Consider the following 25,379-nt stretch of genomic DNA (forward strand, 5'->3'; position numbering starts at 1 on the left):
CTGCTCCTGTTGCCCTGTCTGTGACTGCTCCGCGTCCGATGAGTGAATATGCTGCACTGCTGATTGCCGCAGCTACGGTCGTTCTGTTCCTCTCCGCCTGGTTCAGCGCTTAAAACTTCACCACGGCACGACAACCGCTTCGGTCGCGGCGGTTCTCTAAGAAAAACTGAAACCGGTGTAACTGGACGATGCGGCTGACGATGCTCAGCCCGAGTCCGATACCGCCGTAGCGACTGTCCATCCGGATAAACGCTTTACTCAGCTCGCCACTTTTACTCTCATCAATTCCCGGGCCCTGATCTTCCACCACCAGCATCAGCTGAGGAGTTAACACCAGCTGCACACTGATGGTGCTGTTATCCGGGCTGTAGCGATGGGCGTTCTCCACCAGGTTACGCAGCAACATCTTCAGCAGCGTGGCATCACCACGCACAAACTGCTCCTGCGGCAGATCGAGCACCAGCGTCTGCTGATGCGCCTCCAGCATAATACTCAGCTCTGCCTCCATTGGCAGGATCACATCTTCAATCAGCCCCACGTTCTGATAGGTGCCAGAGGTAAAGGACTGTCCGGCGCGCGCCAGATTCAGCAGCTGCGACACACTGTGCGTCATCTGATCCAGGCGCTGCACCAGCGGCTGAACTTTGACATCGCTGTTACGTTCGATTAACTCCAGATGCAGCCGCAATCCCGCCAGCGGCGTGCGCAGCTCATGTGCCACGTCGGCAGTGAATAACCGTTCGCGCTCCAGACTGCTGTTCAGACGCGCGACCAGCTGGTTTATCGCCTGCGTCACCGCATCGATCTCCTGAACCTGACTGTGGCAGGCGACGGGATCAAGATTCTCTTCGCTGCGACTCTCCAGTTCACGCTGCAGCTGATAAAGCGGCCGGGTAATCCACTTCACCGCCTGATAGCAGAGCAGCAGCGTCAGGGTAATCATCACCAGACTCGGCACCGCCAGGCTGGCTACCGCTTCATGCACTTCACGCTTAACGTGACTGTCCATGTTGCGCTTCTGCAGCTGCGCTTCCACCAGAAACTGAATCTGCTCTTTGCTCTCATGCCACAGCCAGACCACGCTGATCACCTGGAAAACCAGCAGGATCAGACCGATGGTCAGGATGAGACGAAAGCGCATACTGCGATGATCGAAACGTCTTATCATGTTGCCTCACGAATGCCATCCTGCGTCACCAGCGCATAGCCAAAACCGCGCACGGTGCGGATAGCGCTTTTGCCGATTTTGTCGCGTAGATTATGGATATGCACTTCCAGGGTATTAGTAGAAGGCTCGGTCTCCCAGTTATAGATATCCTGGTAGAGAATTTCACGGTGAACCGGATTCCCGGCCTTGAGCATCAGCCGTGACAGAATCGCAAACTCTTTGGGTGTCAGATCCAGCAGTACGTCGCTGAGCGTAATCTGGCGATGGGTCATATCCAGCGCCAGCGCACCCACTCTGACATGACTGTCGCCCTGATTGACGTGGCGGCGGATCAGCGCGCGGATCCGCGCCAGCAACTCATCCAGCGAGAACGGTTTGATGAGATAGTCGTCGGCGCCTGCGTCGAGTCCGGCAATGCGTTCGCTGATGGTGTCGCGTGCGGTCAGGATCAGCACGGGTGTCATCTTCTTCTGCCGCCGCAGTCGTATCAGAAAATGCAGTCCATCTTCATCCGGCAGGCCAAGATCCAGCACCACCAGGCTATACAGGCCGCTGGCGAAATGCGCTTCAGCATCCCGCACCCGCGTAACGCCATCACAGACATAGCCTTCCCCTTCCAGCGCCAGCATCAGACCCTGCAGCAACAGGGCATCATCTTCAACAATCAGTATCTTCATTAAGGTTGGCTCCGACACGACGTCAAAATATCATCCGCAGGCACATATTCGTGGGTCGCGGTGCCGGTTAATCCCAGCATGGTTGAAAACAGATTATCCTGTGAAAAATCGTCTGTCGCCGCCAGTTTATTCAGACAGCCGCGATTAACCGCATAACGTTTCTGATAATCATCGGAGAGCCAGATCAGCAACGGCACATGTTTCTGGGTGTCCGGCGCGATAGCATAGGGCAGGCCATGCAGGTAAGCACCATTTTCACCCAGGGATTCACCGTGGTCAGACAGATAGACCAGGCTGGTGGTGAAGCGGTCCTGATGCGCACGCAGTACGTTAATGGCTTTATCGACGATGTGATCCACATTGACCAGCGTGTTGTCATAGGTGTTGATCAACTGTTGTTGCGAACAGTCCTGGATCTGGTTGGTGTCACAGGTCGGTTCAAACTGACGAAACTGTGGCGGATAGCGATGGCTGTAAGTCGGGCCATGACTGCCAATGGTGTGCAGCACAATCACCGCGTTGCCTTTTAACTGACCAATGTACTCATCCAGACCGTGGAACAGCACGTCGTCGTAGCACTCACCATCAATACACATGCCGGGCAGGTTCAGGCTGGTCATGTCCTGATGCGGAACGCGATCGCAGGCCCCTTTACAGCCTCCATCGTTCTCATTCCACAACACGCTGATCCCGGCGCGCTGAATAATATCCAGCAATCCCTCCTGATGGGCGGCCAGCACATCATCATAGTGGGCGCGCGGCATATTGGAGAACATGCAGGGCACGGAAACCGCCGTCGCCGTTCCGCACGAGGTGGTGTGCGGGAAGTAGATCACATTATCTTTGGCCAGTAAGGGGTTGGTCAGACGACCATAACCGCCCAGCGAGAAATTTTGCGCACGCGAGGTCTCACCCAGCACCAGAATCGTCAGATTCGGTTTGCCACTGCTGCGGCTGGGCTGCAGGTGCGCATCTTCACCGATACGAATCAGCGGCGCGTTCTGCAACTGCTCATGCTTATACCAGGAGAGCGTCGCCGCGATGCTGTTAGAGGGGCTCAGCGCTTTTACCAGTTCGCGGTTGTTACGGAACAGCGAAGCGTAATCTTTATAAAAGAGCAGGGCGATCAGCACAATCAGCGCCGCTGACAGCAATACGCTGAGCAGTCGCGCCAGCACGCCACGCCACTGCTGTTTTTTGATTCGCGGCCAGAACAGCAGCAACGTCATCAGCACGCCCGAGGTGAGCAGGGTTACAAGCAGCTGTGGCGTAATCAGCGCAAAGGATTCCGAGGCGGTGGTATCCATCATGTTGGTGATCATCGAGCGATCGACCACGATGTTATAGGTGTGAATAAAGAACTGTGCCGAGGCGGAGAGCAGAATAAACAGCGCGGCCAGCAGCCGATCCAGCCAGATAAACGAGGCCAGCGTAATCACGATATTGATCACGCTAAAGGCGACCAGCGGCATCGATAAAAAGACCAGCGTGGTGTGCAGGTCGTTCAGCGGCATCACCGCCAGCACCTGACGGTAATAGGCAACGTTAAGGAAAACCGCGATGTAAACCGCAGCCAGAATCAGCAACGTAAGGCGGCTAATCAGCGGCCTCTTCAGGGTAAACGCCATGTGAGCAGGAACCAGAGTAATAAAAGTGTCACGAGAATGCGCTTTCAATATTAGGAATACCTTAAGAAGCTTAAGGTTTGAGGAGTGCCGACTCTGCCGGGTGCGATACGTGCGTGACTCCAGTCAGCAGCGGATCGTGTCTGGCCTGATCAGCGGAAGCGAAGCAGAATTGAATGGCGCTTATATGCTGACTTAACCGCAGCGGCTGGCATGAAACCTGCATCTTTCTGGCATAACCCCTGTTAATGACTACACTTACTGTGAAGATGTTCTCAGTTAGCCAGTATTGTCAGCAATGCGCTTGCAAGTTTGAGGAGAGTGACCTATCCCGTTACCGCGTTTTATCCCTCAATCACCGCTTTATCAGAATTTCCCGCTTGCTGACCTGACTGCGTCAGGACATTCTTGTTTTAACTCAATGTTTTATTAAAATTCGATTTTCAGGAGAAGTAACGTGACCCAAGCGGCAGACACCCATGCCAGGTACCCGACATTAAGCGGCGGGCAGTACGCCTTCTTTTTTGATGTCGACGGCACGCTGGCAGCGATTCAGTCCCGTCCCGAAGCGGTATTTATTCCTGAGCAGGTCATCGCGCAACTGCAGCATCTCTCTGCACTCTCGCAGGGCGCGCTTGCGCTGGTCTCCGGCAGACCCATAGAACAACTCGATGCGCTGGCCGCTCCCTGGTACGGTCCGGCTGCGGGCGTACATGGTGCTGAGCGCCGTGATGCAGAGGGTAATCTGCAACGCATCAGCCTGCCGGTCGAGGTGGAGCAATCGCTCAGGGCGGAATTGCAGGATGCCATGGCATCCTGGCCTGGCACCCAGCTGGAGGTAAAAGGCATGGCTTTCGCACTTCACTACCGCCAGGCGATGCAGCATGAGCAGGATGTGATGCGACTGGCTGAACAGTCAGTAAAACGTTTTCCCGGACTGGCGCTTCAGCCGGGGAAATGTGTGGTAGAGATTAAACCGGCAGGTATCGATAAAGGCGCCGCAATCAGCGACTTTATGCAGCAGCCCCCTTTTGCCGGACGTACGCCGGTCTTTATTGGCGACGATCTGACGGATGAGAAGGGCTTTCTGGCCGTGAACGCACGGCAGGGCGTCTCGATCAAAGTCGGAGAAGGTTCCACCCAGGCCCATTATCGGCTTCATGATGTCGATGCGGTTTACGGCTGGCTGGAAAGAACATTATTACTATCAGATCAAGACAACGTCGGTAAGGAGTTTAGGTTATGAGTCGTTTAGTGGTTGTATCTAACCGTGTCGCCATGCCCGATGGGTCAAAAACCAGCGCTGGCGGTTTGGCCGTCGGTATTCTCGATGCACTGAAAAGCACCGGTGGACTGTGGTTTGGCTGGAACGGTGAAATCAGCGAGTACACAGGCGAAGAGGTGGAAGAAGTCACGGTTCAGGAACATGAGGGTATTGAGTATGCCTCGTTCCCGCTGAGCCAGAACGATTACGATCTCTACTATTGCCAGTTCTCAAACACTGTCATCTGGCCCGCATTCCATTATCGCCTTGACCTGGTTCAGTTCCAGCGGGAAGCCTGGGAAGGGTATTGCGACGTTAACGATGCGGTGGCACAGCGTTTAAAACCGCTGATCAAGCCGGATGATATTGTCTGGATCCACGATTATCACTTTTTACCGTTTGCAGCCGCGCTGCGTCGGGCGGGCATTAATAACCGCATCGGCTTCTTCCTGCATATTCCGTTCCCGACGCCTGAAATATTTAATGCGCTGCCGCCGCACAAAGAGTTGCTGGAAATGCTGTGCGAATATGACCTGCTGGGTTTCCAGACCGAATCGGATCGGGTGGCCTTCCTCGACAGCGTCAGCCAGCTCACTCAACTGCAGAATAAGGGCGACAAAAAACATCGCGCCTTTGGCAACACCTTTATGACTGAGGTTTATCCCATCGGGATTGAGCCAGACAGTATTAAAGAGATGGCCGAAGGGCCGCTGCCACCGAAAATGGCCGCCATGAAGAAAGAGCTGGGCGATGCACGCAATATTATTGCCTGCGAACGTCTCGACTATTCCAAAGGTCTGCCTGAGCGTTTTCTTGCCTATGAAGCGCTGCTGGAGAACTTCCCGCAGCATCGCGGCAAAATCCGCTACTCGCAGATTGCTCCGACCTCGCGCGGCGATGTGCAGGCGTATCAGGATATTCGTCATCAGCTGGAAACCGAAGCAGGGCGCATCAACGGTAAATACGGTACGCTGGGCTGGACCCCGCTCTACTACCTTAACCAGCATTTTGACCGTCGCCTGCTGATGAAAATCTTCCGCCTGACCGATGTTGGTCTGGTCACGCCGCTGCGTGATGGTATGAACCTGGTGGCGAAAGAGTACGTGGCTGCGCAGGACCCGGATGATCCCGGTGTACTGGTGCTGTCGCGCTTTGCGGGTGCGGCTAACGAGCTCACCTCCGCGCTGATTGTAAATCCGTATGACCGTGATGAAGTGGCCGCCGCGCTGGATAGGGCGATTACTATGCCGCGTACCGAAAGGATTTCACGCTACAACGACATGATGGCGGTATTGCGTAAAAATGATATTACCGCCTGGCGTGAAGGCTTCCTGAAAGACCTGGAACGCATTGAACCGCGCAGCGTTGACCACAACACGGTTAACAAGGTCGCGACCTTCCCAAAACTCGCCTGATATCTCTTCTGACTCAGGTTATGAAAGCAGCGGCGCCTCTACGGCGTCGCTGCTTTTTTTTTGGCCCAGGTCACAGAAAACTCGCCTGCTATCTGTTAATAACCGTTTGCTACGATTCTACGCTGATAACGTCAGTGGCTGCCCGGAGTGGCCCGATAAATGCAGGTAAGCCCGGAAATCCCCGTCCTGTCAGCCCCTGCCGCTTTCTTTACCTTCTTTACTCAAGTTTCTCTTCAGGCTGCCGATAGTGATAGTGCCAACGCATAACCCTTCGTTAATTCATTCGACTTTCTTATATAACCCCTTGTTACAGTGGGAATCAGAGTCTGTACACCCGGTCACCACTGTTAACGCCAGGTTGCCAGAAATCTGACCTGCTGCCGTATAAACCTTAACGATTTCATTACTCACCCTCTGCGATACTCCCCTTAAGTAACTAATTTAAAAGCAAATAACCGCACGTCGCAGCAGCATAATATGCTGATAACCTTTCTTTGGGTGGTTCTAAATAGGGTGTTAAAACGATTAACACCCGATATTCATTCCGGACTGCGCAAAGCGTCGAATAGCGATGCTTTTACCCCCTATTAAACCTTTCTCAGGACCAATTGGACTTAAAATCGGGCTTTTTTGCTCAAAAAATGACCAGTCGGTAAGTAATGGTAAAGGGTTGCTGAAGAAATTTGCGTTAAAAGTGTGATCTGCGTCACACTTTATCTAAAATTTCACATCACTGTCGTTGTATGTCGAAATCAGACGATATAGATTTGCGTTGTTTTCGGAATAGTCCTAAAAAATGTAAGAAGACGTCACGGAAGATGTCCAGAACTCGAAAATAAAATGGCATGGATTTTCGACCTTCGGTGGGTCTGAAACCCACACAAAAATGGAAGGCGAAAACGGTGACATTAACGTTACGTGAAGTTTTTTTTGCCATCTTTTGATTTAACAAACAGCAGCTCGAACCGCAGATTTATTCTGCGATACAGTTACGTCGCATCTCTCAGGATGGAAAAATAATGGGCACCTCTGAAGTACTGAAACATATTTACGATCTCAACTTGTCTTATTTACTGCTTGCGCAGCGTTTAATTAACCAGGATAAAGCTTCTGCAATGTTTCGCCTCGGAATTGACGAGAAAATGGCGAATGCATTATCTGAATTAACATTGCCTGAGATGGTAAAAATGGCGGAAACCAATCAACTGGTTTGCCAGTTTCGTTTTACCGATAGCAGCACCATTAATCGCCTGACGCAGGAATCACGCGTGGATGATTTACAACAAATCCACACCGGTATTTTATTATCGAGCCGTTTACTGCGTAATGCGTCTAAAGATGATGCACCTGCTAAAAAGAGAGCAATGTCATGAGTGAGAAAAGTATTGTTCAGGAAGCACGTGATATTCATCTCGCGATGGAGCTCATTACATTAGGTGCCCGCTTACAGATGCTTGAGAGCGAAACCCAACTGAGCCGCGGTCGTCTCATTAAGCTCTATAAAGAATTACGTGGCAGTCCGCCACCGAAAGGTATGCTGCCGTTCTCTACGGACTGGTTTATGACGTGGGAGCAGAACATTCATGCTTCTATGTTCTGTAACGCCTGGAAGTTTTTGCTGAAAACCGGGTTGTGCAGCGGCGTCGATGCCGTGATTAAAGCTTACCGCCTGTATCTTGAACAGTGTCCTCAATCGGACGAGGGCCCGCTGTTGGCGCTGACTCGTGCCTGGACCCTGGTCCGATTCGTTGATAGCGGTATGCTGGAACTGGCAGATTGTAAAAGCTGCAACGGCAGCTTTATTAATCATGCGCATCAGCCGGTTGGCAGCTTTACCTGCAGCCTGTGCCAGCCACCATCACGGGCAGTAAAAAGACGTAAACTTTCTGCAGAACCTGCCGATATGTTTCCACAACTGCTGGATGAACAGGTTAAACACGCCGTTTAAGTTTGTTCGCACTGTGGAAGCCATCCAGCAGCGGTTAATACCGCTGCTTTTTTTTTGCTTGCGGTTCAGGAATAACATCTGCGGCTATCTGGCTTAACTTCCACCAACACGTTACGGACGTAAGGATTTTTTTGTGCTGATAATTATAGGTTACCTGATTGTTTTAGGCTCCGTGTTGGGCGGATATGCGCTGGTAGGTGGCCATCTGGGCGCGCTTTATCAGCCAGCCGAATTATTAATGATCGGCGGTGCCGGTGCCGGTGCTTTTTTAGTCGGCAACAACGGTAAGTCGATTAAAAAAACGCTGAAGGCGCTGCCTAAATTATTTCGCGGCTCCAAGTACAACAAAGCGGTTTACATGGATTTGATGGCGCTGCTTTATCGCCTGATGGCGAAGTCGCGTCAGCAGGGTATGTTATCGCTGGAACGCGATATTGAAGATCCCAGCCAGAGTGAAATTTTTGCTAATTATCCCCGCATTCTTGCCGATAAACAGTTAGTGGATTTTATTACTGACTATTTACGCCTGATGGTGAGCGGCAACATGAACGCTTTTGAAATCGAAGCGTTGATGGATGAAGAGATTGAGACCTACGAACACGAGTGTGACGTACCAGCGCAAAGTATTGCTGCAGTGGGTGATGGTCTTCCGGCATTCGGTATCGTCGCCGCGGTAATGGGCGTGGTCCATGCACTGGCTTCGGCCGATCGTCCAGCCGCTGAACTCGGTGCGCTGGTCGCGCATGCGATGGTGGGCACCTTCCTGGGCATCCTGCTGGCCTACGGGTTTGTCTCTCCACTCTCGTCAGTGCTGCGTCAGAAGTGTGCGGAAACCACCAAGATGATGCAGTGCATTAAGGTGACATTGCTGTCGAGCCTGAATGGTTACGCGCCGCAGATTGCGGTGGAATTTGGTCGTAAGACGCTCTATTCCGCCGAGCGTCCGTCGTTCAGCGAACTGGAAGAGCACGTACGTAACGCCAAGAACCCGGCTAAACAGACTTCAGACGAGGCTTCATGAAACACGGCAATCGCCCGATTGTGCTGATCAAAAAGCGCAAACATAAAGGCCATGAAGGCAGCCACGGATCGTGGAAGATTGCCTACGCCGACTTTATGACGGCGATGATGGCCTTTTTTATGGTGATGTGGCTGCTCTCAATCGCCAACCCGCAGGAGCTGGTGCAGATAGCAGACTACTTCAAAACACCGCTGAAGGTAGCGATTACCGGCGGGGCGCGCAGCAGCGACAGCGAGAGCCCGATCCCCGGCGGCGGTGATGATCCGACCAAAAAGATTGGCGAAGTGAACAAAGTCGTCGATATGGACGCCCAGAAACGCAAGCTGGATGAGATTCGCCTTAACCGGCTGCGTGAAAAGCTCGACCAGCTGATTGAAGCGGATCCGCGTCTGAAAGCGCTGCGCCCGCATCTGATCATCAACATGGTGGAAGAGGGGCTGCGTATTCAGATTATCGACAGCCAGAATCGCCCGATGTTTAAGACCGGTCGGGCCGAGGTTGAGCCCTATATGCGCGATATTCTGCGTGCGATAGCGCCAGTCCTTAACGACATTCCGAACCGCATCAGCCTGGCCGGACATACCGATGATTTTCAGTATGCCAGCGGTGACAAAGGCTACAGCAACTGGGAACTGTCGACAGACCGTGCTAACGCCTCACGCCGTGAACTGGTGATGGGCGGCTTAGACAGCGGAAAAATTTTACGGGTGTTGGGTATGGCCGACACCATGCGCCTGAAAAATCGTGGCGGTAATGACGCCGTTAACCGCCGCATCAGCCTGCTGGTGTTGAACCACGACACCGAAGCGGCAATAGAAAAAGAGAACGCAGAAAGTGATGCCGTCCAGATCAGCGATCCGGCGGCCATTGAACAGATTACCGCACCTGCAACACCAGGCGGCGCGGTGAATACAGCAGCCCCCTCACAGCCGAGGTGATTCCCGTGAGTATGGACATCAGCGATTTTTACCAGACGTTTTTTGATGAAGCCGATGAGCTATTAGCGGATATGGAACAACACCTGTTGGGCTTAGACCCGCAGGAGCCAGATTCGGAACAGCTTAACGCCATCTTCCGTGCCGCTCACTCCATTAAGGGTGGGGCCGGAACCTTTGGTTTTACGGTATTACAGGAAACGACTCATATCCTGGAAAACATTCTGGATGGTGCTCGTCGCGGCGAGATGCAGCTCAGCACCGACATCATCAACCTGTTTTTGGAAACCAAAGATATTATGCAGGAACAGCTCGATGCTTATAAAACCGCGCAGGAGCCTAACGCGGAGAGCTTCAAATATATCTGTGAAGCGCTGCGCCAGCTGGCGCTAGAGGCCAAAGGTCTGCCGGTTGATGTTCCGGCCAGTGTTGCCACTGCCAGCGCAGAACCGGCCAGCACCAGCGGCCTGCGTGTACAGCTGATCGATCTCAAAGAGAAAGAGGTCGATCTGATGCTGGAAGAGATGAGTAATCTCGGCACCCTGACCAACGTACAGAAAGGCAGCACCACGCTGGATGTCTGCATTGATGGCGTCGGTAAAGATGACATCGTGGCGGTGCTCTGCTTCGTCATCGACGAAGCACAGATCCGCTTCCCGGCAGCAGACGAAGCCGTTGCCGCGCCAGCTGCTGTTGCAGCCGAGGCCGAACCGGTGGTGGAAGACGTTCACACCGCCACCGTCACCGAACTGCCGGTGGCCGCAGTGAAGCGTGAAAGTAAGCGCGTCGCGGCACCTGCCAAATCGAGCGAATCCACCAGCATCCGTGTTGCGGTGGAGAAAGTCGATCAGCTGATCAACCTGGTGGGCGAACTGGTGATTACCCAGTCAATGCTCGCTCAGCGTTCCGGCGAACTCGATCCGGTCGCGCACGGCGACCTGCTGAACAGCATGGGTCAGCTGGAGCGTAACGCCCGCGATCTGCAGGAATCGGTGATGTCGATTCGTATGATGCCAATGGAATATGTCTTCAGCCGCTTCCCGCGTCTGGTGCGTGACCTGGCCAGCAAACTCGGCAAAGAGGTCGAACTGACGCTGCTGGGCAGCTCAACCGAACTCGATAAGAGCCTGATTGAGCGCATCATCGATCCATTAACGCACCTGGTGCGTAACAGCCTTGACCACGGTATCGAAACGCCAGAGAAACGTCTGGTGGCCGGTAAAGTGGCAACCGGTAACCTGACGCTTTCAGCGGAACATCAGGGCGGCAACATCTGCATTGAAGTGTCTGATGATGGTGCCGGTCTGAACCGTGAACGTATTCTGGCTAAAGCCCTCTCATCGGGCCTGCCGGTTCACGAGAACATGAGCGACGAAGAGGTCGGCATGCTGATCTTCGCACCGGGCTTCTCCACCGCAGAGCAGGTGACGGATGTTTCAGGACGCGGCGTCGGTATGGACGTGGTGAAACGAAATATTCAGGAGATGGGCGGTCACGTCGAAATCGCCTCGAAGCAGGGCAAAGGCACCACCATTCGTATCCTGCTGCCGCTGACCCTGGCCATCCTTGATGGGATGTCCGTTCGTGTGGCCGATGAAGTCTTTATTCTGCCGCTGAATGCGGTGATGGAGTCGCTGCAACCGCGCGCCGAAGAGCTGAAACCGCTGGCCGGTGGCGAGTGCGTGCTGGAAGTGCGTGGCGAATATCTGCCACTGGTCGAGCTGTGGAACGTCTTTGATGTGCAGGATGCCAAAACCGAGGCCACTCAGGGCATCGTGGTGATCCTGCAAAGCGCGGGCAAACGTTACGCGCTACTGGTCGATCAGCTGATTGGCCAGCATCAGGTGGTGGTGAAGAACCTGGAAAGTAACTATCGCAAAGTGCCGGGCATCTCTGCCGCCACCATTCTTGGCGATGGTAGCGTGGCGCTGATTGTTGATGTTTCAGCACTGCAATCACTTAACCGTGAAAAACGTGTGGCTGGCGCTGCCGCCTGATTGATAACGAAAGGGTAAATAACATGAATGGAATGGCAACCGTGACAAAAATCGCTGGCGAAACCGTGGGTCAGGAGTTTCTGGTCTTCACGCTGGGCGACGAAGAGTACGGCATCGATATCCTCAAAGTTCAGGAAATTCGCGGTTACGATCAGGTAACGCGTATCGCAAATACCCCTGAATTTATCCGCGGCGTCACTAACCTGCGCGGCGTTATCGTGCCGATTATCGATCTGCGCGTGAAGTTTGCGCAGCCTGATGTTGAGTACAATGAAAACACCGTGGTTATCGTGCTGAATCTGGAAAATCGCGTGGTCGGTATCGTGGTTGACGGCGTCTCTGATGTGCTGTCGCTGACCCAGGATCAGATCCGTCCTTCACCAGAGTTCGCTGTGACCATGTCCACCGAGTACCTGACCGGTCTGGGTGCGCTGGGCGATCGCATGCTGATTCTGGTCGACATTGAGAAGCTGCTGAGCAGCGACGAGATGGCGCTGGTGGATAACCTGCGTAGCGCATAATTGAATCATCACGGGCCGGTTATGGCTGGCCCGTGATAGTTTCATTGAGCGATAATTCCTTTCTATTCATAGCATAAAGCCGCATTGCACTCTAATTTCCCGCTGTCACCTGCCGATAATCCCTCAGTCACTTTAATTACCTACTTTCTTCAGGGTTACTCATGTTAACGAAAATCCGTGTTGTCACCAGCCTGTTACTGGTGTTGCTGGTGTTTGGGCTGTTACAGGCCTTCTCCGGTTCTGTTTTCTACTCCGCATTAAGCCACGACAAGCAAAGCTTCGCCGTGTCGCAGCTGGCGATGCAAAATACGCAGTCGCTCAACGACGCCTATATGAGTCTTAACCAGAGCCGGGTGCTGCTGACCCGTATTCAGCTGCGTTTCGCCACCAGTAAGCTGGAAGGCAAAACGGCCGATGTCGCCACGCTGTTTGACGACAGCAAAAACTTTCAGCAGGCGGCCGCCGGTTTTTTCAAAGTCTTTAAAGAGACACCCGATACGCCGGGACAGAATAGTGAGTTAAACAACCAGCTGGAGCAGCGCTACAGCGACTATGGCGCTGCGCTGGATCAGTTGCAGACGGCGCTACAGGCAAACGATCTGATTGCGGCCGGTAAAGCCCCGGTGGCGCCAAGTCAGAGTGCGTTTCTGACGCTTTACCGTGAATGGCGAGCCGATCAGAATCGCCTGACTACGCTTGGTGTTGAAGAGAACAGTTCTGCTTACAGCCGTATGATGTGGATCCTCTCCACCATCATGGCCGTCGTGGTCGCCGTGATCGTGCTCTGCTGGTTTGGACTGCGCAAAATCGTGATGACACCCCTCAACAGCAGCATTAATCACATCCAGCATATCGCCCAGGGCGATTTAACCCAGCCGATTGTGGTGGAAGGGCGCAACGAGATGACTCAGCTCGCGGCCAGTCTGCATGACATGCAGCAGTCACTGGTGCGCACGGTGACCAATGTGCGTGACGGATCGGATGCGATTTTCACCGGTGCCAGCGAGATCTCTGCCGGAAACAATGATCTTTCTGCCCGCACAGAACAGCAGGCGGCGTCACTGGAGCAGACGGCGGCCAGCATGGAGCAGCTCACAGCCACGGTGAAACAGAACGCCGAAAATGCCCGCCAGGCGTCACAGCTGGCACTCAGCGCCTCAGAAACCGCAGAAAAAGGCGGCAACGTGGTAGCGGGTGTCGTGAAAACCATGAGCGAAATCGCCGGCAGCTCGAAGAAGATTGCCGATATCACCAGCGTGATTGATGGCATTGCTTTCCAGACCAATATTCTGGCGCTTAACGCCGCCGTTGAAGCGGCGCGTGCCGGCGAGCAGGGTCGCGGTTTTGCCGTGGTCGCGGGCGAGGTGCGTAATCTGGCGCAGCGCAGCGCCCAGGCGGCCAAAGAGATCAAAGGGTTGATCGATGACTCAGTAAACCGGGTCAATGTCGGTTCGCAACTGGTCGGCACCGCCGGGGAAACCATGAGCGATATCGTCAGTGCGGTCACGCGCGTCACCGACATCATGGGTGAAATCGCCTCGGCGTCGGACGAGCAGAGTCGCGGTATCGATCAGGTCGGGCAGGCGGTCACTGAGATGGATCGCGTTACCCAGCAGAACGCCTCGCTGGTGGAAGAGTCCGCTGCGGCAGCCGCCTCGCTGGAAGATCAGGCCAGCCGGTTAAGTCAGTCAGTGTCGGTCTTCAAAATTAAACGCGGCGCCTTGCAGCAGACGCTGACAAAGCATCTGCCGATTGCCGCACCCGCTACGGCGGCGCTGGCACCACGCAAAGCCCTGACGGCGCCGGTCAGTGATACTCACTGGGAAACCTTCTGATGTCACGCTGCGCATCCTGCGGGATGCGCAGCAACCCCTCGCGATTCCTCTGCGTAAAGCCAAACTCAGCAGCTCATGCTGATAAAAATAATTACAAAAGCCACTTCTCTCCTGAAAGCGCTGAATAGCGTTAATTAATCCTGTTACATCGCCGATATAGCCGCTGCACCTAAATTAACCTGCAGGGGAACAAGATGTTAAAAAAAATAAAAGTGGTGACCAGTTTAATCGCAGTCCTGGTCATCTTTGGCGCGCTCCAGTTAGTCGCTGGCAGCCTTTTCTGGTCAGCCCTCAATAAAGACAAAGAGTCCTTTGCGCTGTCGCAGGTCTCTAATCGCAATGTCACCGAGATGACTGACGCCTATATTTCACTGAACAACAGCCGTACCACGCTGAACCGCGGCATGCTGCGCTTACAGACCAGCATGGCCTCGCAGATGAACGGCGGTCAGCTTGATGAGCTGATCAACAAAGCCAATACCCAGTTAGCGGAAGCCGATCGCCACTTTAAAATCTATTACCATCTGCCAACTACGTCAGGTCTTGACGAAACCATGGGCGACACGCTTGAAGCGGATTACGCTAACTACGAAAACGGCCTGAAGGCGATGGTAAAAAGTCTGCAGGCGCGTGACCTGGAAGGGATGTTTAAACAGAACATTGAGCAGAAACAGGTCGCGATGCAGGAGAGCTACAACAAATGGCGTGCGCGTCAGACTGAGCTTTCCGATCAGGGAATGGAGCAGAACCAGAAAGCCTTTAAACAGATGATGTGGCTGCTGGCCGCGATTGGTGTTGCGGTGCTTGCGGTGATTATTACCTGCTGGTTTGGCCTGCGTCAGGTGCTGATTCAGCCGCTGCAACAGCTGCTGGCACAGATACGCGCTATTGCCTCCGGCGATTTGACCCAGCCGATTGTGGTTGAGGGGCGTAATGAGATGAGCCAGCTGGCAGCAGGCATTCATGAGATGCAGCAGTCGCTGGTGATGACGGTGGGGAATGTGCGTGACGGCTCTGATGCCATCTTTACCGGTGCCAGCGAAATCGCCGCCGGTAACAACGACCTGTCGGCCCGCACCGAAGAGCAGGCCGCTTCGCTGGAGCAGACCGCTGCCAGCATGGAGCAGCTCACTGCCACGGTGAAGCAGAATGCTGACAACGCCCGTCAGGCATCCCAGCTGGCGCTGACCGCCTCCGAAACCGCGCAGCAGGGCGGTAAAGTGGTGAATGGCGTGGTCACAACCATGAAAGAGATCGCCGGCAGCTCGAAGAAAATCGCGGACATTATCAGCGTGATCGACGGCATTGCCTTCCAGACTAATATCCTGGCGCTGAATGCGGCGGTTGAAGCGGCGCGTGCCGGTGAACAGGGTCGCGGTTTTGCGGTGGTGGCCGGTGAAGTGCGCAGTCTGGCCCAGCGCAGCGCTCAGGCCGCCAAAGAGATTAAAGGCCTGATTGAAGACTCGGTGTCACGCGTCAACAGCGGTTCACTGCAGGTTGAAAGCGCCGGCAGCACCATGAATGAGATTGTGGGTGCCGTGACCCGCGTTACCGACATCATGGGTGAGATCGCCTCGGCTTCCGATGAGCAGAGCCGCGGTATCGAGCAGGTCGGTCTGGCCGTTACCGAAATGGATCGCGTGACCCAGCAGAACGCCTCGCTGGTTGAGGAATCTGCCGCCGCTGCGGCCGCACTGGAGCAGCAGGCCAGCGTCCTGACCCAGGCCGTCTCCGTTTTCAAAATTTCCCGCGCCTGATTTTTTCCTCTTTCAACATGGCGGCGGCGTAAAGCCGTCGCCATGCATAAAGTTCCCCCCGTCTCCGCCGATAAATACACACGAATCGCCAACCAATGAGGTGTTTATGTTTAGTCGAGTACGAGTCGTCTCCGGCCTGCTGTGTGTGCTGGCGCTGTTTGCGCTGCTGCAGCTGTTTTCCGGCGGAATGTTTTTCAAAACTGTCAGTTCAGATAAAGAGAATTTTGCCTACAACCAACGCCTGAATACTCTGCAACAGGCGATGGGCACCTCATGGGTTTCGCTGGTTCAGGCGCGCAACACCCTTAACCGCGCCGGTATCCGTTTTCTGCAGGATGCACAGATGTCGGGCTCGGGTGCCAGCGTGAAAGAGCTGGTCGCCCTGGCGGGCGAGGAGCTGAAGCAGGCTGAAGTCAGCTATCAGATATTCAACGATAACCTGTCAGAAGAAGGCAAAACGGCCGAAAACGTCCGGGCGTTACAGGCGAACTACAAGGCCTATCACGATGCGCTGGCGGAGCTGATGGTCTTCTTCACCGCCGGCAATTTCAAAGGTTTTGTGGATCAGCCGACCCAGAGCTACCAGGACAAGTTCCAGAAAGATTACAGCGAGTGGCTTGAGCACAATAAAGCGCTGTCTCAGCAGGGTGTGGAAGCTAACCAGCACGCGTATACCCGCTCCATCACTATCGTTATCGCCACGCTGGCAGTGACCTTGCTGATGATTATCCTGGTGTGGAACGTGATGCGCTCGGTGCTGATCCGTCCGCTGCGTCAGAGTATTGAGCATATCCAGCACATCGCACGGGGCGATCTGACCCAGCCGGTTGAGATTAGCGTACGTAACGAAATCGGTGAGTTACTGACTTCGCTGCAGCACATGCAGCAGGAGCTGGTCCGTACCGTGCGTACCGTACGAGACGGCTCTGATGCCATCTATACCGGTGCCAGTGAAATCTCCATCGGCAATAACGATCTCTCTTCACGTACCGAACAGCAGGCCGCTTCGCTGGAGCAGACCGCTGCCAGCATGGAGCAGCTCACCGCGACCGTGAAGCAGAATGCCGAAAACGCCCGTCAGGCGTCCAAGCTGGCGCTGACTGCCTCTGAAACCGCGCAGCAGGGCGGCAAAGTGGTGGATGGCGTGGTCACCACCATGAAAGAAATTGCGGGCAGTTCCAAAAAGATTGCTGATATCACCAGTGTGATTGATGGCATCGCCTTCCAGACCAACATCCTGGCGCTGAATGCGGCCGTTGAAGCGGCGCGTGCCGGTGAACAGGGTCGCGGTTTTGCGGTCGTTGCCGGTGAAGTGCGCAGCCTGGCGCAGCGCAGCGCCCAGGCCGCCAAAGAGATTAAAGGTCTGATTGAAGATTCGGTTAGCCGCGTTAATACCGGCTCGGTGCTGGTAGAGAGCGCCGGTGACACCATGAGCAACATCGTCAGCGCGGTCACCCGCGTCACCGACATCATGGGTGAGATCGCCTCAGCGTCAGACGAGCAGAGCCGTGGCATTGACCAGGTGGGGCTTGCCGTGACCGAGATGGATCGCGTCACCCAGCAGAACGCCTCACTGGTCGAAGAGTCAGCGGCAGCGGCTGCGGCGCTCGAAGATCAGGCAAGTCACTTAAAACAAGCGGTATCAGTGTTCAATATTGGTAAAGAATTTGTCGCTCAGGCCGTTAACAAGACAACGGCGATGAAAACTCTCCAGTCAGATGCACCGTTAGCCGTTGGTCGTTCGCCTGCTACCCGCAGCGACGACAACTGGGAAACCTTTTAAACGCCCGTGGCCCGGCCGCCATTGAGCCGCCGGGCATCGCAGCAGACAAATAATGTATTGAGTTCGGGCCAGGTGCAGAGATGAAAAAATCGACAATTTTAGATCAAAATGAGACGACAACGCTGCTGTCGCAGATGGTGCAGCGTTTACCGCTCTCCGATACGCATTTTCGTCGTATCAGCCAGCTGATCTATCAGCGTGCCGGTATCGTACTGGCCGATCACAAGCGTGAGATGGTTTACAACCGTCTGGTTCGTCGCCTGCGTACGCTGAATATCGATGATTTCGGTCGCTACCTGGCGCTGCTGGAGTCCGATCCGAACAGTGCCGAGTGGCAGGCGTTTATCAATGCCCTGACCACTAACCTGACCGCGTTCTTCCGCGAAGCGCATCACTTCCCGATTCTGGCGGAGCATGCACGTAAGCGACAGGGCAACTTCAGCGTCTGGAGTACCGCAGCGTCAACCGGCGAAGAGCCTTACTCCATCGCCATGACGCTGGCGGAAGCGCTGGGCACCGGACCGGGCAAGTTCCAGGTTCATGCCAGCGATATCGACACCCAGGTGCTGGAAAAAGCGGTGGCGGGTGTCTATCGCCAGGAGGAGCTGCGCACGCTGTCACCCGCACAAATGCAGCGCTACTTCCTGCGCGGCACCGGTCCTCATGCCGGTATGGTGCGGGCGCGTCCCGAGCTGACCAATATGGTCACTTACGCGCAGCTTAACCTGCTGGCCAATGACTGGGCGCTGCCGGGTCAGTTCGACGCTATTTTCTGTCGCAACGTGATGATCTATTTCGATAAAGAGACGCAGGAGAAGATTCTGCGTCGGTTTGTCCCGCTCCTGAAGCCGGGCGGCATTCTGTTCGCCGGGCACTCAGAAAACTTCAGTCAGATCAGTAAAGAGTTCTGGCTGCGCGGGCAAACCGTCTATGGACTGACGAAGGAAAGATGATGAGCAAAATCACCGTGATGTGCGTAGATGACTCTGCGCTGATGCGGCAGTTGATGACTGAAATCATCAACAGCCATCCGGATATGGAGATGGTCGCTACGGCGCCCGATCCGCTGGTCGCCCGCGATTTGATTAAGCAGTTCAATCCGCAGGTGCTGACGCTGGATGTGGAAATGCCGCGCATGGATGGCCTCGATTTCCTGGAAAAACTGATGCGGTTACGGCCAATGCCGGTGGTGATGGTTTCATCGCTGACCGGGAAAGGCTCTGAAATTACCCTGCGCGCGCTGGAGCTGGGAGCGGTGGATTTCGTCACCAAGCCACAGCTCGGTATTCGCGAAGGAATGCTGTCTTACAGCCAGATGATTGGCGACAAAATTCGTGCAGCCTCCCGTGCCCGACTGCACAACCGTGCAGCGATGCCGGTGCCGGCGACGCTGAAAGCGGGTCCGCTACTGAGTAGTGAGAAGCTGATTGCGATTGGCTCCTCAACCGGGGGTACCGAGGCGATTCGCCATGTGCTGCAGCCGTTACCGGCGACCAGCCCGGCACTGCTGATTACCCAGCATATGCCGCCAGGCTTTACCCGCTCTTTTGCCGAGCGTCTGAACAAGTTGTGTCAGATCACGGTGAAAGAAGCTGAAGATGGTGAGCGTATTCTGCCAGGCCATGCCTACATCGCGCCAGGCGCAATGCACATGGAGCTGGCCCGAAGTGGCGCCAACTATGTGGTGAAACTGAATGAAGGACCACCGGTTAACCGGCACAAACCCTCTGTGGATGTGCTGTTTAAATCGGTGGCAACTTACGCCGGACGAAATGCGGTGGGGGTCATCCTCACCGGCATGGGCAACGACGGTGCCGCCGGGATGCTGGAAATGCATCGGGCAGGCGCCTGGACTATTGCCCAGAACGAAGCCAGCTGTGTGGTATTTGGCATGCCGCGTGAGGCCATTGCCACAGGCGGCGTGAGCGAAGTCGTGGATTTAAGCAACATCAGCCAGCACATGCTGGCGAAAATTAGCGCCGGACAGGCATTGCGTATTTAACAGGCCCGTCCCGCCGGGCGAGACAACTCAGGAGTAGATATGGCTGATAAAAACATGCGCTTTTTGGTAGTAGACGACTTCAATACGATGCGTCGTATTGTGCGTAACCTGCTGAAAGAGCTGGGCTTCAATAACGTAGAAGAAGCGGAAGATGGTGTGGATGCCCTCGGCAAACTGAAAGCGGGTGGTTTCGACTTCGTGATTTCCGACTGGAACATGCCAAACATGGATGGCCTGCAGCTGCTGCAGACCATTCGTGCCGACGCGGCAATGAGTTCGCTGCCGGTGTTGATGGTGACCGCGGAAGCGAAGAAAGAGAACATTATCGCCGCCGCCCAGGCCGGTGCCAGCGGATATGTCGTGAAGCCATTCACTGCGGCAACCCTGGAAGAAAAGCTGGGTAAAATTTTCGAAAAACTGGGCATGTAAGGGGATGTGATGAGCGACTTTCCGAAACCAACTGAGGATGCCGCGGCACACGACATCATTTCACGTATTGGCTCTCTGACGCGCATGCTGCGCGACAGCCTGCGCGAGCTGGGGCTGGATAAAGCCATAGCCGATGCGGCTGAAGCCATTCCTGATGCCCGCGACCGTCTGGATTATGTTGTGCAGATGACGGCGCAGGCCGCTGACCGTGCGTTGAACTGTGTTGAAGCAGCACAACCCCATCAGGATAAGATGGAAGCCGGGGCAACCCAGCTGAAAGGGCGTTGGGATGAGTGGTTTGAGAACCCGATTGAACTGGGTGATGCGCGGGAGTTGGTGACGGATACGCGCGCATTCCTCACCGCCGTGCCAGAGCATACCGCCTTTACCAACAAGCAGCTGCTTGAAATCATGATGGCGCAGGATTTCCAGGACCTGACCGGTCAGGTGATCAAGCGCATGATGGATGTGATCCAGGAAATTGAGCGCCAGCTGTTAATGGTGCTGCTGGAGAATATGCCAGAAGTCAGCGCTGAGAAGCGTCAGGAAGGCACCAGCCTGCTGAACGGGCCGCAGATTCACGCCGATGCACCGGGCGTGGTGGCGAACCAGGATCAGGTTGATGACCTGCTGGACAGCTTAGGGTTCTAGGTTTCGTCCGCCTGCGGGCGGGCGAAACAGCTGCAGGTTATAATAAACAGGGTCACCTTCGGGTGGCCCCGTTCCGCATTGTCAGACCCATCCCCGAAAGAACGCCTGTTTTCTTCATCTTATCTCCGCTTTAACTTAAGCCAGATTTGGCATCCTATGCTCAGAATTCCTGCCAACCGAGGTTTGTCGTGGCTGAAGATAGCGACGAAGACAAAACAGAATCGCCCACGGCCCACCGACTTGAGAAAGCGCGTGAAGAGGGCCAGATTCCGCGTTCGCGCGAACTCACATCCGTACTGATGCTGCTGGCCGGCATCATGATCCTGTGGATGGGCGGCAACATGATGGCGCACCGGCTGGCGGCGATGGTCGCCACCGGGCTCCGTTTTGATCACGGCATGGTCAGAGATGACAAAATTATCGTCAGCCACATCGGCAGCCTGATCACGCAGGCACTGATGGCGCTGCTGCCATTGATGGGCGGTCTGGTGCTGGTGGCAATCGCCGCGCCCATGCTGCTGGGCGGTATCGTTTTCAGCGGTAAATCGATCAAGTTCGACCCGAAGAAGATGAGCCCGATGGCTGGGTTCAAGCGAATGTTTGCGGCGCAGGCCTGGACCGAACTGTTTAAAGGCATCCTCAAGACCATCTTAGTAGGCTCGGTGGGCTGGTGGTACATCTGGAGCCACTGGCCCGAGATGCTGCGGCTGATCAGCGAAGCGCCCGTCACTGCGCTGATTCACGGCATGGAGATGATCGCAGTCTGCTGTTCGCTGGTGATGCTGGGGCTGATCCCGATGGTCGGGTATGACGTCTTCTGGCAGCTGCACAGCCACTTTAAAAAGCTGAAAATGTCGATGCAGGAGATCCGCGACGAGCATAAGCAGCAGGAAGGTGACCCGCACGTTAAAGGGCGCATCCGGCAGCAGATGCGCGCCGCAGCGCGACGCCGAATGATGGCGGATGTGCCGAAAGCCGATGTCATCGTCACCAACCCGACGCACTACTCGGTGGCACTGCAGTACAACGAGAAGAAGATGAGTGCGCCGAAAGTGGTGGCGAAAGGCGCAGGTGAGATCGCCCTGAGAATTCGTGAACTGGCTGCCGAACACCGCATCCCGGTTCTGGAAGCACCGCCGCTGGCGCGTGCGTTATACCGACATACTGAAATTGGTCAGCACATTCCCGGCGCGCTCTATGCCGCCGTGGCCGAGGTGCTGGCGTGGGTCTGGCAGTCGCGTCGCTGGAAGCGCGAAGGCGGCCTGATCCCAACCAAACCAAAAAACCTGCCGGTTCCGGCAGAGATGGACTTTGCAGGAGAGAGCAAAAACGATGGCTAATAACCTGGCCGCAAAACTACGTTTACCGGGCAACTTTAAAGATATGCAGTGGCAGGTGCTGGCCGGGCCGGTACTGATCCTGATGATCCTGTCGATGATGGTTCTGCCATTACCGCCGTTCATCCTCGATCTGCTGTTCACCTTTAACATTGCGCTGTCGATCATGATCCTGCTGGTGGCGATGTTCACCCAGCGGACCCTGGAGTTTGCGGCGTTCCCGACCATTCTGCTGTTCTCTACCTTGCTGCGTCTGGCGCTGAACGTGGCTTCAACCCGTATCATCCTGATGGAAGGGCATACGGGTGCCGCCGCGGCAGGACAGGTGGTTGAAGCGTTCGGTCACTTCCTGGTGGGCGGTAACTTCGCCATCGGTATCGTGGTGTTTATCATCCTCGTCATCATCAACTTTATGGTTATCACCAAAGGTGCTGGCCGTATCGCCGAAGTGGGCGCGCGCTTTGTGCTGGACGGGATGCCCGGTAAGCAGATGGCGATCGATGCCGACCTCAACGCCGGTCTGATCGGTGAAGATGACGCCAAACGCCGCCGTGCCGAAGTGACCCAGGAAGCGGACTTCTACGGTTCGATGGACGGTGCCAGTAAGTTCGTTCGTGGTGATGCCGTCGCCGGTATTATGATCATGGTGATCAACGTCATCGGCGGCCTGCTGGTGGGCGTGGTGCAGCACGGTATGGATGTGGGTCATGCCGCAGAGACCTATACGCTGCTGACCATCGGTGATGGTCTGGTCGCGCAGATCCCGGCGCTGGTTATCTCTACCGCAGCCGGTGTTATCGTGACGCGCGTTGCCACCGATCAGGATGTCGGCGAACAGATGGTCACCCAGCTGTTCAAAGATCCGCGCGTGCTGATGCTGAGCGCCGGCGTGATTGGTCTGCTCGGTCTGGTGCCGGGCATGCCGAACTTCGTCTTCCTGCTGTTCACCGCCGCCTTACTGGGTCTGGCCTGGTGGCTGCGCGGCCGCGAAATGCAGCCGAAGAAGAAAGTGGAAGTCACGGGCGGCATCGCCAAAACGGCGGATACGCCAGCCGCCACCGAAGCGTCGTGGACCGATGTGCAGCTGGAAGATACACTGGGCATGGAAGTGGGCTATCGCCTGATTCCGATGGTCGATCATCAGCAAAACGGTGAGCTGCTGGGACGTATCCGCAGTATCCGTAAGAAAGTCGCTCAGGATGTCGGTTTCCTGCCGCCGGTAGTGCATATCCGCGACAACATGGAGCTGCCACCGGCACGCTATCGCATCCTGATGAAAGGGGTGGAGATTGGCAGCGGTGATGCCTATCCTGGCCGCTGGATGGCGATTAACCCGGGCACGGCTGCCGGAAGTCTGCCAGGCGAAGCGACCGTTGATCCCGCCTTTGGACTGGCGGCGGTCTGGATTGATAGCGCGCTGAAAGAGCAGGCACAGATTCAGGGCTTTACCGTAGTTGAAGCCAGTACCGTGGTGGCAACCCACCTTAACCATCTGATTGGCCAGTTCGCCAGCGAGCTGTTTGGCCGTCAGGAAGCGCAGCAGTTGCTGGATCGTGTGACTCAGGAGATGCCGAAGCTGACCGAAGATCTGGTGCCGGGAGTGATCTCGCTGACCACCCTGCACAAGGTGCTGCAGAACCTGCTGGTGGAGCGGGTGTCGATTCGCGATATGCGCACCATTATCGAAACGCTGGCGGAACACGCGCCGGTGCAGAGCGATCCGCAGGAGCTGACCAGCGTGGTGCGTGTGGCGCTGGGCCGTGCGATTACTCAGCAGTGGTTCCCGGGTAATGATGAAGTGCAGGTTATCGGGCTCGATTCCACGCTGGAGCGCCTGCTGTTACAGGCGTTGCAGGGCGGTGGCGGACTGGAGCCGGGTCTGGCCGATCGGCTGTTAAGTCAGGCACAGGCGGCATTGCAGCGTCAGGAGATGCTGGGTGCGCCACCGGTGCTGCTGGTCAATCATCCGCTGCGTGCGCTGCTGGCGCGTTTCCTGCGCCGCAATCTGCCACAGCTGGTGGTGCTCTCTAACCTGGAGCTGAGCGACAACCGTCAGATCCGTATGACTGCCACCATCGGAGGCAAATAATGCGCTGGCTGGTGATGGCATTCGTGATGCTGCCACTGATGGCGCAGGCGGCCGGTGGTGCCTGGAGTGCTTCGGCCAATGGGCCGCTGCTGGCGAACCGCGGCAGCTGGCAACGGGCGCAGCCGCTGACGCCGCCCGCCGACATTGGCGGGGAGGTCAGCGTCATTAACTGGCGTTACCAGCTGAGCAGACCGGCCCCGTCCGGCCTGCAGGTGCGCTTGTGCGGCGAACAGCGCTGCACTTCCCTGGAGGGGGCAAGCGGCACCACGCGCGGGCTGGCACATCTGAGCGCCAGTGAGACCCTGCATATGGTGTTTGGTTTCGCCGGAAGCGGGGCGCTGCCACCCGGATTACGGGTGGTGAGCAGTGAAGTGATGGTCAATTACGAGTAAGGATATCGTTGCTGAATTGACTGAAGGCGAGCCAGAGATCGCCTCCTGGCTCCCTTGTTACGTGATGACCCTGGCTGTAAACCGATGCTAACCCTGACCCAGCGGCTGACAGATAATTGACCCGTTTCAAATCCCGTCATGACCAGTGCGTTATAAAGCTTTTCACGCCAGCTGATTCTCTTTCTGCACCAGAAAATCCTTCAACGGTGTTACGCGACTGATCTCCTCCTGTGCCCTGGCATCATGCATCACTTCCCAGATATCGACACTGTTTTGCAGATTAAGCCAGAACTCAACGCTGGTTTCGAAGGCTGCAGCCAGCCTGAAAGCCATATCCGGCGTCAGCTTCCGGTTATTGTTGACCAGGGCGCTGACGGTGTTGCGGTGCACTTTTAGCATCTCCGCTAAGTCGAGAATCTTCAGGCCGGTTGGCTCCAGATATTCGTAAAGTAATACGTCACCGACAGTGGTCGGTTTGCGGGTCGCCTGGTTCATAGTCTTGCTCTCTTTATTACTGACAGAGGTTGATGTGT

The 25,379-nt window shown here is 55.4% G+C and carries 22 protein-coding genes; 18 read left to right on the plus strand and 4 right to left on the minus strand.

What is annotated here, in order from left to right; genetic code table 11:
* Nucleotides 1–109 precede the first annotated feature (109 nt).
* The 3 genes from pmrB to eptA are packed head-to-tail and all read right to left on the minus strand — an operon-like array spanning nucleotide 110 to nucleotide 3,473.
* Nucleotides 110–1,168: a two-component system sensor histidine kinase PmrB gene (pmrB, locus tag ACO6VX_RS03275; RefSeq protein WP_022625496.1), complete on the minus strand. Its 1,059-nt coding sequence runs from the start codon at nucleotides 1,166–1,168 to the stop codon at nucleotides 110–112.
* Complete coding sequence (gene pmrA, locus ACO6VX_RS03280; RefSeq protein ID WP_010258520.1) at nucleotides 1,165–1,845, minus strand: two-component system response regulator PmrA; 681 nt, start codon at nucleotides 1,843–1,845, stop codon at nucleotides 1,165–1,167. The genes pmrB and pmrA overlap by 4 nt, the downstream gene beginning before the upstream one ends.
* A complete protein-coding gene (gene eptA / locus ACO6VX_RS03285; protein ID WP_111533930.1) occupies nucleotides 1,845–3,473 on the minus strand; it encodes a phosphoethanolamine transferase EptA in 1,629 nt (542 codons plus the stop codon). The genes pmrA and eptA overlap by 1 nt, the downstream gene beginning before the upstream one ends.
* A gap of 454 nt (nucleotides 3,474–3,927) precedes the next feature.
* On the opposite strand from eptA, the gene otsB reads away from it, so the two are divergent.
* The 18 genes from otsB (at nucleotide 3,928) to flhE (ending at nucleotide 24,846) form a co-directional block, all read left to right on the plus strand.
* The gene (gene otsB, locus ACO6VX_RS03290; protein WP_422457658.1) at nucleotides 3,928–4,716 is read left to right on the plus strand and encodes a trehalose-phosphatase; all 789 of its coding nucleotides are present in this window, start codon (nucleotides 3,928–3,930) and stop codon (nucleotides 4,714–4,716) included.
* Nucleotides 4,713–6,149, plus strand: a complete 1,437-nt coding sequence (gene otsA, locus ACO6VX_RS03295; RefSeq protein ID WP_060680405.1) for an alpha,alpha-trehalose-phosphate synthase — start codon at nucleotides 4,713–4,715, stop codon at nucleotides 6,147–6,149. The genes otsB and otsA overlap by 4 nt, the downstream gene beginning before the upstream one ends.
* Nucleotides 6,150–7,168: 1,019 nt before the next feature.
* Nucleotides 7,169–7,522 (plus strand): flagellar transcriptional regulator FlhD, encoded by a 354-nt coding sequence (gene flhD / locus ACO6VX_RS03300; protein WP_010258528.1) that lies wholly within the window; start codon nucleotides 7,169–7,171, stop codon nucleotides 7,520–7,522.
* Nucleotides 7,519–8,097, plus strand: a complete 579-nt coding sequence (gene flhC, locus ACO6VX_RS03305) for a flagellar transcriptional regulator FlhC (RefSeq protein ID WP_010258532.1) — start codon at nucleotides 7,519–7,521, stop codon at nucleotides 8,095–8,097. The genes flhD and flhC overlap by 4 nt, the downstream gene beginning before the upstream one ends.
* 133 nt (nucleotides 8,098–8,230) lie before the next feature.
* Nucleotides 8,231–9,118 carry a flagellar motor stator protein MotA gene (motA, locus tag ACO6VX_RS03310; protein ID WP_003849139.1) on the plus strand — a complete coding sequence of 296 codons (888 nt, stop codon included), beginning with the start codon at nucleotides 8,231–8,233 and terminating at the stop codon, nucleotides 9,116–9,118.
* Entirely contained in the window at nucleotides 9,115–10,056 is a 942-nt protein-coding gene (gene motB / locus ACO6VX_RS03315) for a flagellar motor protein MotB (protein ID WP_010258536.1), read from the plus strand. The genes motA and motB overlap by 4 nt, the downstream gene beginning before the upstream one ends.
* 11 nt (nucleotides 10,057–10,067) lie before the next feature.
* Entirely contained in the window at nucleotides 10,068–12,050 is a 1,983-nt protein-coding gene (gene cheA, locus ACO6VX_RS03320; protein ID WP_022625500.1) for a chemotaxis protein CheA, read from the plus strand.
* Nucleotides 12,051–12,073: 23 nt separating this feature from the next.
* Nucleotides 12,074–12,571, plus strand: a complete 498-nt coding sequence (cheW, locus tag ACO6VX_RS03325) for a chemotaxis protein CheW (protein WP_010258541.1) — start codon at nucleotides 12,074–12,076, stop codon at nucleotides 12,569–12,571.
* Nucleotides 12,572–12,732: 161 nt separating this feature from the next.
* Complete coding sequence (locus ACO6VX_RS03330; RefSeq protein WP_010670819.1) at nucleotides 12,733–14,406, plus strand: methyl-accepting chemotaxis protein; 1,674 nt, start codon at nucleotides 12,733–12,735, stop codon at nucleotides 14,404–14,406.
* A gap of 194 nt (nucleotides 14,407–14,600) precedes the next feature.
* Nucleotides 14,601–16,163: a methyl-accepting chemotaxis protein gene (locus ACO6VX_RS03335; RefSeq protein WP_010258545.1), complete on the plus strand. Its 1,563-nt coding sequence runs from the start codon at nucleotides 14,601–14,603 to the stop codon at nucleotides 16,161–16,163.
* 106 nt (nucleotides 16,164–16,269) lie between these two features.
* Entirely contained in the window at nucleotides 16,270–17,946 is a 1,677-nt protein-coding gene (locus ACO6VX_RS03340; RefSeq protein ID WP_010258548.1) for a methyl-accepting chemotaxis protein, read from the plus strand.
* Between the two features lie 80 nt (nucleotides 17,947–18,026).
* Entirely contained in the window at nucleotides 18,027–18,899 is an 873-nt protein-coding gene (gene cheR / locus ACO6VX_RS03345) for a protein-glutamate O-methyltransferase CheR (protein WP_010258551.1), read from the plus strand.
* Nucleotides 18,899–19,948, plus strand: a complete 1,050-nt coding sequence (locus ACO6VX_RS03350; protein ID WP_010258555.1) for a protein-glutamate methylesterase/protein-glutamine glutaminase — start codon at nucleotides 18,899–18,901, stop codon at nucleotides 19,946–19,948. Before cheR ends, ACO6VX_RS03350 begins: the two co-directional genes overlap by 1 nt.
* A gap of 39 nt (nucleotides 19,949–19,987) precedes the next feature.
* Complete coding sequence (gene cheY / locus ACO6VX_RS03355) at nucleotides 19,988–20,377, plus strand: chemotaxis response regulator CheY (protein ID WP_010258559.1); 390 nt, start codon at nucleotides 19,988–19,990, stop codon at nucleotides 20,375–20,377.
* A 9-nt stretch (nucleotides 20,378–20,386) separates the two neighbouring features.
* Nucleotides 20,387–21,028 carry a protein phosphatase CheZ gene (gene cheZ / locus ACO6VX_RS03360; protein WP_003849160.1) on the plus strand — a complete coding sequence of 214 codons (642 nt, stop codon included), beginning with the start codon at nucleotides 20,387–20,389 and terminating at the stop codon, nucleotides 21,026–21,028.
* Between the two features lie 188 nt (nucleotides 21,029–21,216).
* The gene (flhB, locus tag ACO6VX_RS03365; protein WP_033772015.1) at nucleotides 21,217–22,368 is read left to right on the plus strand and encodes a flagellar biosynthesis protein FlhB; all 1,152 of its coding nucleotides are present in this window, start codon (nucleotides 21,217–21,219) and stop codon (nucleotides 22,366–22,368) included.
* The gene (gene flhA, locus ACO6VX_RS03370) at nucleotides 22,361–24,454 is read left to right on the plus strand and encodes a flagellar biosynthesis protein FlhA (protein WP_010258569.1); all 2,094 of its coding nucleotides are present in this window, start codon (nucleotides 22,361–22,363) and stop codon (nucleotides 24,452–24,454) included. The genes flhB and flhA overlap by 8 nt, the downstream gene beginning before the upstream one ends.
* Nucleotides 24,454–24,846 carry a flagellar protein FlhE gene (gene flhE, locus ACO6VX_RS03375; RefSeq protein WP_010258573.1) on the plus strand — a complete coding sequence of 131 codons (393 nt, stop codon included), beginning with the start codon at nucleotides 24,454–24,456 and terminating at the stop codon, nucleotides 24,844–24,846. The genes flhA and flhE overlap by 1 nt, the downstream gene beginning before the upstream one ends.
* A 162-nt stretch (nucleotides 24,847–25,008) precedes the next feature.
* Here flhE and ACO6VX_RS03380 read toward each other — a convergent pair whose 3' ends face one another.
* On the minus strand, nucleotides 25,009–25,341 hold the full coding sequence (locus ACO6VX_RS03380; RefSeq protein ID WP_010258577.1) for a HigA family addiction module antitoxin: 333 nt from the start codon (nucleotides 25,339–25,341) through the stop codon (nucleotides 25,009–25,011).
* Nucleotides 25,342–25,379 lie beyond the last annotated feature (38 nt).

Origin of the sequence: Pantoea sp. BJFS-204 (genome assembly GCF_049310725.1) — a bacterium.
In the GTDB taxonomy this organism is placed as follows: domain Bacteria; phylum Pseudomonadota; class Gammaproteobacteria; order Enterobacterales; family Enterobacteriaceae; genus Pantoea; species Pantoea agglomerans.

Excerpts from the sequence above, each read along its gene's own strand:
- pmrB (WP_022625496.1), bottom strand. The coding sequence starts at position 1,168 with ATGATAAGACGTTTCGATCATCGCAGTATGCGCTTTCGTCTCATCCTG.
- pmrA (WP_010258520.1), bottom strand. The coding sequence starts at position 1,845 with ATGAAGATACTGATTGTTGAAGATGATGCCCTGTTGCTGCAGGGTCTG.
- eptA (WP_111533930.1), bottom strand. The coding sequence starts at position 3,473 with ATGGCGTTTACCCTGAAGAGGCCGCTGATTAGCCGCCTTACGTTGCTG.
- otsA (WP_060680405.1), top strand. The coding sequence starts at position 4,713 with ATGAGTCGTTTAGTGGTTGTATCTAACCGTGTCGCCATGCCCGATGGG.
- flhD (WP_010258528.1), top strand. The coding sequence starts at position 7,169 with ATGGGCACCTCTGAAGTACTGAAACATATTTACGATCTCAACTTGTCT.
- flhC (WP_010258532.1), top strand. The coding sequence starts at position 7,519 with ATGAGTGAGAAAAGTATTGTTCAGGAAGCACGTGATATTCATCTCGCG.
- motB (WP_010258536.1), top strand. The coding sequence starts at position 9,115 with ATGAAACACGGCAATCGCCCGATTGTGCTGATCAAAAAGCGCAAACAT.
- cheA (WP_022625500.1), top strand. The coding sequence starts at position 10,068 with ATGGACATCAGCGATTTTTACCAGACGTTTTTTGATGAAGCCGATGAG.
- cheW (WP_010258541.1), top strand. The coding sequence starts at position 12,074 with ATGAATGGAATGGCAACCGTGACAAAAATCGCTGGCGAAACCGTGGGT.
- ACO6VX_RS03330 (WP_010670819.1), top strand. The coding sequence starts at position 12,733 with ATGTTAACGAAAATCCGTGTTGTCACCAGCCTGTTACTGGTGTTGCTG.
- ACO6VX_RS03335 (WP_010258545.1), top strand. The coding sequence starts at position 14,601 with ATGTTAAAAAAAATAAAAGTGGTGACCAGTTTAATCGCAGTCCTGGTC.
- ACO6VX_RS03340 (WP_010258548.1), top strand. The coding sequence starts at position 16,270 with ATGTTTAGTCGAGTACGAGTCGTCTCCGGCCTGCTGTGTGTGCTGGCG.
- cheR (WP_010258551.1), top strand. The coding sequence starts at position 18,027 with ATGAAAAAATCGACAATTTTAGATCAAAATGAGACGACAACGCTGCTG.
- ACO6VX_RS03350 (WP_010258555.1), top strand. The coding sequence starts at position 18,899 with ATGAGCAAAATCACCGTGATGTGCGTAGATGACTCTGCGCTGATGCGG.
- cheY (WP_010258559.1), top strand. The coding sequence starts at position 19,988 with ATGGCTGATAAAAACATGCGCTTTTTGGTAGTAGACGACTTCAATACG.
- cheZ (WP_003849160.1), top strand. The coding sequence starts at position 20,387 with ATGAGCGACTTTCCGAAACCAACTGAGGATGCCGCGGCACACGACATC.
- flhA (WP_010258569.1), top strand. The coding sequence starts at position 22,361 with ATGGCTAATAACCTGGCCGCAAAACTACGTTTACCGGGCAACTTTAAA.
- flhE (WP_010258573.1), top strand. The coding sequence starts at position 24,454 with ATGCGCTGGCTGGTGATGGCATTCGTGATGCTGCCACTGATGGCGCAG.
- ACO6VX_RS03380 (WP_010258577.1), bottom strand. The coding sequence starts at position 25,341 with ATGAACCAGGCGACCCGCAAACCGACCACTGTCGGTGACGTATTACTT.